Source organism: Endobacterium cereale (assembly GCF_009617585.1).
Lineage (GTDB): Bacteria > Pseudomonadota > Alphaproteobacteria > Rhizobiales > Rhizobiaceae > Neorhizobium > Neorhizobium cereale.
Map to the genome: position 1 here is coordinate 334,232 of NZ_WIXI01000046.1, position 11,440 is coordinate 345,671.

General features: G+C 56.8%; 9 protein-coding genes. 1 reads left to right on the top strand and 8 read right to left on the bottom strand.

Annotated features, from left to right (window positions below):
- Positions 1–16: 16 nt before the first annotated feature.
- The 8 genes from GAO09_RS18595 to GAO09_RS18630 form a co-directional block, all read right to left on the bottom strand.
- Entirely contained in the window at positions 17–3,046 is a 3,030-nt protein-coding gene (locus GAO09_RS18595) for a hybrid sensor histidine kinase/response regulator (protein WP_153355731.1), read from the bottom strand.
- Positions 3,047–3,192: 146 nt separating this feature from the next.
- A complete protein-coding gene (locus tag GAO09_RS18600) occupies positions 3,193–4,533 on the bottom strand; it encodes an FAD/NAD(P)-binding protein (protein WP_153355733.1) in 1,341 nt (446 codons plus the stop codon).
- A 114-nt stretch (positions 4,534–4,647) separates the two neighbouring features.
- Positions 4,648–5,010 carry a monovalent cation/H(+) antiporter subunit G gene (gene mnhG / locus GAO09_RS18605; protein ID WP_153355742.1) on the bottom strand — a complete coding sequence of 121 codons (363 nt, stop codon included), beginning with the start codon at positions 5,008–5,010 and terminating at the stop codon, positions 4,648–4,650.
- Positions 5,010–5,291, bottom strand: a complete 282-nt coding sequence (locus GAO09_RS18610) for a K+/H+ antiporter subunit F (protein ID WP_153355744.1) — start codon at positions 5,289–5,291, stop codon at positions 5,010–5,012. The genes mnhG and GAO09_RS18610 overlap by 1 nt, the downstream gene beginning before the upstream one ends.
- Positions 5,288–5,764, bottom strand: coding sequence for a Na+/H+ antiporter subunit E (locus GAO09_RS18615; protein ID WP_153355746.1), 477 nt, complete (start codon positions 5,762–5,764; stop codon positions 5,288–5,290). Before GAO09_RS18615 ends, GAO09_RS18610 begins: the two co-directional genes overlap by 4 nt.
- Complete coding sequence (locus GAO09_RS18620; protein WP_324185489.1) at positions 5,764–7,398, bottom strand: monovalent cation/H+ antiporter subunit D; 1,635 nt, start codon at positions 7,396–7,398, stop codon at positions 5,764–5,766. Before GAO09_RS18620 ends, GAO09_RS18615 begins: the two co-directional genes overlap by 1 nt.
- Positions 7,395–7,733 carry a Na+/H+ antiporter subunit C gene (locus tag GAO09_RS18625; RefSeq protein WP_153355748.1) on the bottom strand — a complete coding sequence of 113 codons (339 nt, stop codon included), beginning with the start codon at positions 7,731–7,733 and terminating at the stop codon, positions 7,395–7,397. Before GAO09_RS18625 ends, GAO09_RS18620 begins: the two co-directional genes overlap by 4 nt.
- Positions 7,733–10,642, bottom strand: a complete 2,910-nt coding sequence (locus tag GAO09_RS18630; RefSeq protein WP_324185513.1) for a monovalent cation/H+ antiporter subunit A — start codon at positions 10,640–10,642, stop codon at positions 7,733–7,735. The genes GAO09_RS18625 and GAO09_RS18630 overlap by 1 nt, the downstream gene beginning before the upstream one ends.
- Before the next feature lie 144 nt (positions 10,643–10,786).
- On the opposite strand from GAO09_RS18630, the gene GAO09_RS18635 reads away from it, so the two are divergent.
- Positions 10,787–11,047 carry a helix-turn-helix domain-containing protein gene (locus GAO09_RS18635; RefSeq protein WP_153355750.1) on the top strand — a complete coding sequence of 87 codons (261 nt, stop codon included), beginning with the start codon at positions 10,787–10,789 and terminating at the stop codon, positions 11,045–11,047.
- Positions 11,048–11,440: the final 393 nt, after the last annotated feature.

The window sequence follows — 11,440 nt, forward strand, 5'->3', positions numbered from 1 at the left end:
GGTTTTTTTTGTTTTGTCATCGAACGGCTTTCAGTACCGCCGCTTTCAATGTGGCTTCGTCATAGGGTTTGCCAAGCATAACGGCACCGGGAATATCATCCGGCACGGACGTATCACCCGTGGCATAGATGATACCGATTTCAGGAAGAAGCTCCCGCGCCTTGCCGGCCAGCTCATGACCGTTCATATCCGGCAGCCCTAGATCCGTGACAAGAAGATCAAAGCCGCCGCGCTGCAATGCCGTCATCGCTTCGCCGGCTGTGCCTGCTTCAAGAACCTGATGCCCAAGTTCGGCCAGCATTTCAGCCGTGTTGATGCGGATCAGAGCGTCGTCTTCCACCAGAAGCACGGTTAACGGCGAGAGCGAATATGTAGATGCAGGATTTGCTGCCTGCGCCGACACGGCAGCCACTTTTGGAGCTGCGGCCAATTGCTGCTGTTTCTGGTTGGCAATCAAATGGCGGAGGCGGCGGGCAAGCGCTTCACGCGTATACGGTTTCGAAAGAAGCTCGACACCAGCGTCGAGCTTGCCGCCGTGCACGATCGAATTTTCCGTATAACCCGAGGTGAACAACACGACGAGATGCGGCAGCCGTTCCTTGGCACGGCGCGCCATTTCACTACTCTTGAGCGGTCCTGGCATGACGACGTCGGTAAAGATGACATCGATCGGGATACCGCTTTCGACGACTGTCAGGCCAGCCTGCGCATCGCGCGCAGTCAGTACGCGGTAACCGAGATCGGCCAGTGTTTCGATCACGGTTGCGCGGACTTCGTCGTCATCCTCAACGACAAGCACTGTTTCGGTGCCACCGACGATCGGACCATTGTGAATGACGATCTCCCGGTCCTCGTCGGCAACGGCTCGCGGCAGATAAACACGAACGGTCGTACCGTGGCCGACTTCACTGTAGATCTTCACATGGCCGCCTGATTGTTTGACGAAACCATAAACCATGGAGAGACCGAGGCCCGTCCCCTTGCCTTCCGGTTTGGTCGAGAAGAACGGCTCGAAAACCTTCTCCATGATTTCAGGCATCATACCGGAGCCGGTATCGGTGACAGCGATCATCACATACTGGCCGGGTTCGACCTCGGAATGCGCGCGCGCATAGTCCTGATCGAGAGAAGCATTGCCGACTTCGATCGTCAACTTGCCAGTGCCCTGCATGGCGTCACGCGCATTGATGGCGAGATTGAGAACGGCGTTTTCTACCTGATTGGGGTCGGCGTAGGTGTTCCACAAACCGCCTGCGGAGATCACCTCAACCTCGACCGACTCGCCGATAGAACGGCGCAGCAGATCCTCCATTCCATTGAGGAAACGGCCGACATTGATCACCTTCGGTTCCAACGCCTGCCGGCGCCCGAAGGCCAGAAGCTGACTGGCGAGCTTCGCGCCACGGCTAACACCCGCCATGGCATTGTTGACACGTCGCTGCGCCCGTTCGTTGCCGGCCACATCCTTGGCCAGAAGCTGAAGATTGCCGGCCACGACCTGCAGAAGGTTGTTGAAATCGTGCGCCACGCCACCGGTCAATTGCCCGATGGTTTCCATCTTCTGGGCCTGCTGCAGCGCCTTCTGCGACATTATCAGTTCACGGGTGCGCTCCTCGATCTTTTCCTCGAGTGTCGCATTCAGCGAGGCAAGCGCTTCCTCGTTGCGCTTGGAATGCTCAATGTCGGTATTGCTGCCGATCCAGCGCTGGATAATGCCTCGGGCATCGCGCACCGGCACCGCTCGCACCACATGCCAACGATAGACGCCGTCCTTGCGGCGGACACGATATTCCGTTTGCAGAATCTGGCCCGAAGCAAGCGCGACCTGCCAAGCAGCCAGTGCCGACGGCAGGTCGTCCGTGTGAACGAAAGGCCGGATGCTGTCGGTCAGCGACCCGTCCGGAACACCCAGATATTCATACACACGGTCGTTGAACCACATTGCCCGACCGTCGGGGCTGGCAATCCAGATATGATTGAGCATGGATTGTGATAGGGTACGGAATTCCGCCTCGCTGGCGCGCAAAGCATTTTCCGTCTTCTTCTGCTCGCTGCGATCCGTGAAAAGGATGGCGACATTGCCGGATTCCACGCCATCGACGGGAAAAGCCTGAACATCGTAATATTTATCGAGTGCTTCGGCAGCGTTTTCGAATGCCGTTTTTTCCTGGGTTTTCGCTACCTGACCATACAGATCGAACCAATGTTGCTCGTGGTCGGGAGCGATCTCGCGCATCCGTCGACCGACGCCATCGAGAATACCGGTCTGCTTCTCAAAGGCGTCGTTGACCTCCAGGAATATGTAATCCACCGGTTTTCCATCTTTGTCCCAGATCATTTGGATAACGCAAAAACCGTCATCCAAAGTCTGAAACAAGGATCGATACCGCCCGTCCGAACGGACTGCAGCCCGTTCCGCATGCCGACGCGCAGTGATGTCGAAAAGCATGCCGGGAAAACGGTGCTTCAGGCCGCGCTCGTCATAGATAATGCGTCCCCGGGCGGCGACGTCGCGGATGGAACCGTCTCCATCGAAGACCCGATATTCGCTGCGAAAAGCCTCGCCTGTCTGAACGGTATGGGCAATTTCAGCGGAAACACGATCGCGGTCGCCGGCATGAATATTGAAGACAAACACTTCCAGTGGCAGGCCGGTTGCCGCTGCACGCGGATCAACACCAAACATCTCGGCGAAACGCCGGTCGGCAATCACCTTGTCATTCTGCAAATCCCAATCCCATGAACCGATGACATCGGTATTTGCAAGGGTGAGCTCCAGTTGTTCCTGCATGGCCAGCCTGTCGGCAGCCCGCAAGGTGATGACGGCGCCGCCGTGGGGTGCAGGCACCGAAGTCGCCACCAATTGCACCGCTCGACCATCCGCTGCGGTGAACGAACGGTCATCTCCTCCCGTGAGGCTGCCATAGGACTTGCCGAGAATATCCGCCTCCGCATAGCCGAGAAGACGCTGCGCGCCTTCTGACCAGCCTGTGACGATATTGTCGACATCGACAAAGATGAGCGGCGGGGAATTCAGAGTATCCATGGACCGGAAAACTTGACACAAATGGGTGAGGAAAGAAGTAAGGCGCTCATATCATTCGGCGCCCGCCCATACAACTGCACAGCCGATCACACCTCGGCGACGGTAAAGAAACGTCGTTAAAGTATCAGGTTTACGCCCCGAACCTGTTATCGTCCGGCCGCCACCCGTTCGGCAACGTCCTTGGCCTGGACACGAATATCCGGAACAGCGGTGATTTCCCAAAATTGGCTGGCCGTCAGCGCGCCAACGGCATACAGCCCCTGCTGAGCCTTGCCGTCAACATCGCAGACCTGCGAACCGTCATCAACAATGATGCCAAGACCAAGTGTGTCGGGCAGCAAAATTCCAGCCTGCTGCATGGACAAAAGCAAAGGAGAATGTTTCAACCCTGCCCGTTCCATACCGGTACAATTGATCACCCGATCAACCGCGAGTTCCTGCATATCCGGTCGCCCGCGCTTTCTGAAAGCCATCCGAACGCGCTCGCCATGCTGCTCCATCACCTTCAGATAGCCTGCATGAACGACGACAGTGCCATCCTCCAGCAACGCTTCAAATCTCTGTCGCACTGGTGGCGCCAAGCGGTGACGATGAATATTCCACCATGCAAGACCATGACGCAGGAACCGAGAGCGTTGCTCCCTTCTGAGAGATTGCCATAACGCCTGTGTATGCGGTCGCAAACCATCCATCACGGCACGCCAGTCAGAACCTTGCCTGACTTGATCTCGCAAACTGCGAAGAATGGCGCTTATCTCGCGGTGTTCCGGCAATCTTTGCGATATTGCGGGCGGTGCATCGGTTGCGTGCGGCAATGGCACCAGTCCGCGACGTGAGAGAACGTGAATGCGTCCCTTGTGCCCATGCTCACGCATGGCAAGAACCTGATCGATCATGGTCAAGCCCGAGCCGAGAATGCAAATCTCTTCCTCCGGCTCGACTGTCGACAACCATTTCAGTCGCCATGGGTTTGCGACTATACGATCGCTGGCATCCGCTCCAGCGACAGGCAGATCGGCATTACCGAGACCAAGGCAGAGCACCACCGATTTAACATCCAGCCTTGTGTCATTCGTCAGATGGAAGGAATAACCATCGCCAGCCCGGCGCATGCACTCCTTTGCTTTGGACTTGAGGAAATCAACCCGCACACCCTGACGCCGTTCGCGCAGGAGCGCAGCAAATCGGTCACGCAGGTAAAGGCCATAGTCACCGCGCGAGGCAAAGACTTGCGCATCTGAAGGTCTGCCATTTGACGCCAACCACTGGCGAAAGTCGTCCGGAACGTCACAAAAGACGCTCATGCGAGCGGCAGGCACATTCAGGCGATGCAAATGAAATTCCGTACGGTAGGCGGTTCCTCGACCGAAATCGACATCATCGCCCACCACAGCGATGGCAGTGCCGTCTGGCATGGATCGTAAAAGATTGATGGTAACGGCAATGGCGGAAAAGCCTGATCCGACAACAGCGACATCGTACAGCATCGGCGCTCCATATTCATTTGCGAATCAACCGGCACCGCATCAGGGTGACATCAACCTTCCCCAAAAGCATAGAACCCGTGCCGAATGCTTCAAGGGGCACGGGCAGGGATCGCCTTAATCGTCCTGCTCATTTCGGAACTTGCTGGGAACATTCAGGTCGTTTTCGGCGCGATCCCGATGTAGCGCCGCGCGTGCAAGCAGCATCAGGGTAACCGGCGTCGTTATCGTCACAAAGATACCAATAAGGATTTCATGGATGACAAGGCGTTGTGACGACAGGGTGAAATAAATCATCGACGCAAGCATGATGCCGCCAATGCCCCAGCTCGTGCCCAGTGTCGGTGCATGAATGCGCTCATAAAATGTTGGCAGGCGCAGAAACCCAATGGCTCCGATCAGCGTCAGCGACGCACCCACCAGGAGGAAAAAGGCGACGGCAATTGCACCCCAGAGCGGAATATCGACAACAAAACCCATTATTCTATCACCTCACCGCGCATGAGGAATTTGGCAAGAGCCACCGTGGAAACGAAACCAAGCATGCCTATGACCAATGCTGCTTCGAAATAGATGACACGGCCGGTACCGATGCCGAATGTGACAAGGAGAAGCATGGCGCTAACATAAAGCGTGTCGAGGCCAATAATGCGATCCTGCGCGCGTGGTCCACGAAACATTCGAAGTGCCGCAATTGCCATGGCGGCTCCGATCATTAGCTGGGCCAGCGAAACCGCGGTAAAAATGATGATTGCGCTCATGCGAATATCTCCATGAGGAGTTTTTCGTACCGGTTCTTCACCAGGTCGATCCATTCATCTTCGTTCTGAAGATCGAGAACATGCAATAGAACTGTCCGGTCGTGCGGATCATATTCCAGCCATGCCGAACCGGGTGTGCTGGTCAGAATGATAGCAAGCACAGACAGCGCGGTGCGATCCTCTATTTCCAATGGAATGGCGAGAAATCCGGATCGCTGCCCCCTTTTTCGACCAAACAGCAAAACGTAAGCAACAGCGAGGTTGGAACGGATGATGTCGAGAAAGACAATGGTCACCAGTTTGGGCAGGAGGTGCCACTTACGGATCTTGGGTTTATCAGGTCGCAGCGATGCCATCGCCCAGGATGCAAACACGGCAACCAGAGTGCCCAGAATGAATTGGCCGGGGGTAAAGCCGCTAAGCAATAGCCACATCAGGATGAGCGAAAGGGTCAGGAGAGGATAGGGCAGCATCAGTCAGCGCCCTCCGTCGATGTTTTCGGCTTGTCGTCATAGTCGGAGATCACCGTCGCGTTCTTGACTGCATCTATGTAAGTCGATGGAGTGGCAAGGGTCCGGATGGTGGTATCCATGTATTGCATGGCCGGGCCGGCCTGAATCGTAAGCAGCAGCGTCAGCCCCAGCAGAAACATGACCGGCACGATCTCAATGACCAGAACACGCGGCACGGTTCCTTCGATCGAGCCCCAGAATGTGCGTATACCCGCACGCGTCATGGCAATCAGCGAGGCAACCCCCGACAGGATGACAAGGACCACCAACGTCCATACCGCCGCTGTCGGCGGCACTCCGATCGCCCCTGTCCCCATCATCGCTGAAAGCATGGCGAACTTTGCCACGAAACCGGAAAGCGGTGGCAATCCTGCCAAAAGAATGCCGCAGGCGGCAAAACAGGTGCCGAGAATGGCCATCGTGCCGGGCATGGTCACGCCATCGCCTTCTTCCGGTTCATCCGCGTCGGCGTCACCATAAGCTTCCATGGTGACCGCCAAAACGTTTGCGCCCGCATCCTGGCCGCGTTCCACGAGTTCGATCAGCATAAAAAAGGCACCGATCGTAAGCGTCGAACTGACAAGATAGAGAAGCGCACCCGATGACACGGCGCCATCATTGATGCCAAGAACCATCAGCAATGTACCGGACGACACGAGAACCGAAAATCCGGCAAGGCGCCCGAGTGCCTGTGATGCAAGTACGCCAATAATGCCGAAAGCCAGCGTGGCAATGCCACCATAGAGCAGAACATTGGCACCGAAGCCGGCGGACGGTCCATCACCGAACAGAAGCATGGTAAGGCGAAGGATGACATAGATGCCAAGCTTGCTGAGAATGGCAAAGACCCCGGCGACCGGAGCGGATGCGGCACTATAGGCCGTCGGCAGCCAGAAGCAGAGCGGCCACATGCCCGCCTTGATCAGAAAGGCAATGCCGAGGACGCCCGCTCCCGCCTCCATCAACATGCGGCGATCCGGCTCGATATCAGGAATACGGGCAGCCAAATCCGCCATGTTGAGGGTGCCGGTCGTACCATAGATCAGACTGACACCGATCAGGAACAGCAGCGCGGCCGCCAGATTGACGGCGATGTAATGCATGCCGGCCTTGACGCGCAATGGCCCGGAGCCGTGCAGGAGCAAACCGTAGGACGCCGCCAGCATGACTTCGAAGAAGACGAACAGATTGAATAGATCGCCGGTCAGGAACGCACCGTTGACGCCCATCAGCAACAACTGGAACATCGTGTGGAAATGCGCGCCCACCGTATGCCAGCGCGCCAGTGAATAAACCAGGGCTGCAAGACCGAGCAGCGAGGTCAGAAGCAGCATCAGCGCCGACAGGGCATCGAGCACGAGAACGATGCCAAACGGCGCCATCCAGTTGCCAAGCAGATAGACGCCTTCAAAATCGTTTGGTCCGCTTTCGATACGGAACAGAACGAAGGAAACGACGACCAGCAGCAATGCCGCAGCAGAGCTGACGAGACCCTTGGTCATGCGGCTGCGTTCATCGATGAAAAGCAGGACTGCAGCGGCGGCAAGGGGCAACAGAACGGGCGCGATGATGAGATGATGGGCCCAACCGTTCACTTGCGGTCCCCCCTTCCGTCGACATGGTCGGTGCCGGTCAGACCACGCGAGGCCAGAAGCACGACGAGGAACAGTGCGGTCGTGGCAAAACCGATGACAATAGCTGTCAGCACGAGCGCCTGCGGAACCGGATCGGCGAGTGTCGACGTCACTACATCATCACCCAGCAAAGGCGGTACATTGGTCTTCACACCGCCAACACCGAAGATGAAAAGGTTGACCGCATAGGACAGCATCGAAAGCCCGATGATGACCTGATAGGTACGCGGGCGCAGAAGCAGCCATACCCCGCATGTGGTCATGACGCCGATGGCGATGGACAGGATGATTTCCATCAGGCCTCCCCTCCCTTCGCCTTTTCAGCGTCGTTGGGCCGCAGGCGATTGATCCGGATCGACTGGTGCGCCAGAGCGACGAGGATGAGGACCGTTGATCCGACCACGAGCAGGAACACGCCCAGATCGAAGAACAGCGCCGTTGCCGTCGGCATCTTTCCGATCAGCGGCAGTTCGACATAGCGCGAATGCGAGGTGAGAAACGGATAACCGAGGAACCACGCACCGATACCGGTCACCATCGCCGTCAGCAAGCCCGCACCCATCCAGCGCAACGGCAGGATGCGGATGCGATCTTCCGCCCAACGCGTGCCGCCGGCAAGATATTGCAGCAGGAAAGCGATCGACAGGGTAAGGCCGGCCGAAAAACCACCGCCAGGAAGATCATGTCCACGCATGAAAATGTAGACAGCAAAGGTGATCAGAACCGGGAACATCCATTGCATGATAACCGACGGAACCAGAAGATATTCGCGGACGGTGTCACCAGCCGAACGCTCGGGCCGCTCCTCGTCAAAACGGTTTTGAATCAACTGTTGTTCCGGCATAGTCATGGTGTCGGCAGCGGGCCGGAAACGGCGCAAAAGCGCATAGACGGTCAGCGCAACGATGCCGAGAACGGCGATCTCACCGAGCGTGTCAAACCCGCGGAAATCGACCAGGATGACATTGACGACATTACGCCCGCCACCCTGACTGTAGGCGTTCTCGAGGAAGTAGGTGGCAATCGCATCCGGGACCGGCATGGTCATGACCGCATAGGATACGAATGTCATGCCGATGCCGCAGACGATGGCGAGCGCCAGATCTCGGAAACGGCGAAACCTGGCGCGCAAACTGATCGCGTCGTCGACACCCTCATTTCGTTTCGGCAGCCATCGCAGGCCGAGCAGGATGAGAACCGTGGTGACTATTTCCACGAGAAGCTGGGTAACGGCAAGATCGGGCGCAGACAGCCAGACGAAGGTGATGCAGACGGTGAGCCCCACACCGCCGAGCAGAACCAATGCTGCCAGCCGGTGATATTTTGCAAGAAAAGCCGTACCGATGGCCAGGCAGATACCGATTGCCCATATCACGGCGAACATCGGATCTACTCCGGAGAAGGCGAAGGGGCGGGGCTCGAAACCAGACAGAGTGAGCGGCAGCATGCCAGCCAAAAACCCGGTAAACACAACCCAACGTAATTGCGGCTGCAGTTTTCGCGTGCCCAGTCGCTGCTCTGCCAAACGCGCCCAGCGCCATGATACTTCCACCAGAATGCGCTCGAAGATGCGCTGCCCGCGCAACCGTCGAAACACAGGCGGACCATCTGCACAGGAAGCAAGATACCGGCGAAGGACGAAATAGATCATCGCGCCCGCAACCAGCGCCACCATGCTCATGATCAGCGGCAAATTAAAACCGTGCCAGATCGACAGACTGTATTCTGGCGTAGCATCGCCAAGCACGCTGGTCACGGCCACATGCAGGAAAGGACCGATCGAAAGCGACGGCGCAATGCCGACAATCAGGCAGATGACGACCAGGATCTCGATCGGAAAACGCATCCATCGTGGTGGTTCGTGCGGTGCCGGCTTCGGCAGATCCACCGGCGGTTTACCGAAAAACACCGTGTGAATGAAGCGCAGTGAATAGGCAACGCTGAAGGCGCCTGCCAAGGTCGCGACATAGGGCAGAATCCGATCGAGAACGGAATCTGCATGTGTTTCCACCGCCTCGGCAAAGAACATTTCCTTGGAAAGGAAACCATTCAGCAGCGGCACGCCGGCCATAGCGGCGCTCGCAACCATTGCCAATGTCGCGGTAAACGGCAGAAATCTGTAAAGACCACTCAGCCGCCGCATATCACGCGTGCCTGTTTCATGATCGATGATACCGGCCGCCATGAACAGCGACGCCTTGAATGTCGCGTGGTTGACCATGTGGAAGATTGCCGCCACCGTCGCCAGCGGACTACCAAGGCTGAGAAGTGTCGTGATCAGGCCGAGATGACTGATCGTCGAATAGGCAAGAAGACCCTTCAGATCCTGCTGGAACATGGCGAAATAGGCGCCGAGCAGCAGGGTGATGATACCGGCCGTCCCCAACAATATGAACCATTCATAGCTGCCGGCGAGAGCTGGCCAGAAGCGCGCGAGCAGGAAAACGCCGGCCTTCACCATCGTCGCCGAATGCAGGAAGGCGGAAACCGGCGTCGGCGCTGCCATCGCATTGGGCAGCCAGAAATGGAAGGGAAACTGGGCACTCTTGGTCAAGGCACCTAGCAAGATGAAGATCAGCGCCATCAGGTACAGCGGATGATTGCGGATCACGTCGCCCGAAGCCAGGATTTTGTCGAGATCATAGCTGCCGACGATATTGCCGAGCAGAAGAACGCCAATCAGGAGGCAGAAGCCGCCAATGCCGGTAATCGTCAACGACATGCGGGCACCGTCGCGCGCTGCCGCACTGTTGTGCCAGTAGCTGATCAGCAGGAAGGAGAAGATGCTCGTCAGCTCCCAGAAGACCGAAAGCAAAATGACATTGCCGGAAATGACGATGCCGAGCATCGCCCCCATGAAGGCCAGCAGGAAGGAGAAGAACCGCGGGACGGGATCGTCCTCGGACATATAGTATCGGGCGTAAACAACGACGAGAAAGCCGATACCACTGATCATAACACTGAACAGCCAGGCAAAACCGTCCATTCGCAAGGCAAACTCGAGGCCGAATTGCGGAAGCCATTCCAGCTTGGCCCGCAGGATCTCACCCTCGGCAATAGCCGGATAGGCGGAGATCGAGGCCGCCAGACATCCAAGAGCCACGAGCGCTGCGATAAATGAGGGCAGGCTTCGTGATGAACTGTTCAGCAGTGCAGCAGACAGCAGGCTTCCGACGAAGGGCAAGGCCAGAAGAATGGTAAGAATGATTGGCCCCGACGTTATCCCAATATCGTGTTTCCTTTTCCGCGGTTTAGATCCAACCAATTGAGTATTGCAAAAGCAACACTGGTCGGCGAATCAAAAATGCCATATATGAGAGATATTGACCAATATGGGCAGCTTTAAACGATGGGTCAAGGCGACCACTGCAAGATATTGACGCCGGCTTTGTGTCGTGCAGCACGCGGTTATCTGGACTGGACGCAAATGGAACTTGCGGATCGTTCCGGTGTGTCGCGCAGCACCATTCGCGACTATGAGGGCGACCGCCATGATGTGCACCGGGCAACCGAGGCACAGTTGCGTTTTGCTTTTGAAAGCGCCGGGATTGCTTTTGTACGTATGGAGGGGGATTTGTTTGGGGTCTGCCTGAAGTCCAGCGCATTGTAGGCTTCCTAGAAATGGCGGTCCTGACTTCGGTCGCCGGGAAACGCTGAGAACTTAAATGCGCGGGCAGTGCTGGTAACGGCGTCGGACAGCTGACTGAAGCCTCTTGTGCAACAGATCAATACACACCGCTCACGCAGATCCATCACACGTATCCGCATCTGGTTTCAGCGCAGCGATCTGACCTTTTGTAACAAAGATTTAGCAAGCGGTGTTTTTTTGACGTTTTCGGTTTAGAACGCCAGGATCGCTCTTGCTTGGCTGGATTGAGGGTTGAGGCTCGAGATATTTTTCGGGAGATTTCGGGAGATTTTATTTTTTGGTTGCGGGGGCAGGATTTGAACCTGCGGCCTTCAGGTTATGAGCCTGACGAGCTACCGGGCTGCTCCACCCCGC

Excerpts from the sequence above, each read along its gene's own strand:
- GAO09_RS18615 (WP_153355746.1), bottom strand. The coding sequence starts at position 5,764 with ATGCTGCCCTATCCTCTCCTGACCCTTTCGCTCATCCTGATGTGGCTA.
- GAO09_RS18625 (WP_153355748.1), bottom strand. The coding sequence starts at position 7,733 with ATGGAAATCATCCTGTCCATCGCCATCGGCGTCATGACCACATGCGGG.
- GAO09_RS18600 (WP_153355733.1), bottom strand. The coding sequence starts at position 4,533 with ATGCTGTACGATGTCGCTGTTGTCGGATCAGGCTTTTCCGCCATTGCC.
- mnhG (WP_153355742.1), bottom strand. The coding sequence starts at position 5,010 with ATGGGTTTTGTTGTCGATATTCCGCTCTGGGGTGCAATTGCCGTCGCC.
- GAO09_RS18610 (WP_153355744.1), bottom strand. The coding sequence starts at position 5,291 with ATGAGCGCAATCATCATTTTTACCGCGGTTTCGCTGGCCCAGCTAATG.
- GAO09_RS18595 (WP_153355731.1), bottom strand. The coding sequence starts at position 3,046 with ATGGATACTCTGAATTCCCCGCCGCTCATCTTTGTCGATGTCGACAAT.
- GAO09_RS18635 (WP_153355750.1), top strand. The coding sequence starts at position 10,787 with ATGGGTCAAGGCGACCACTGCAAGATATTGACGCCGGCTTTGTGTCGT.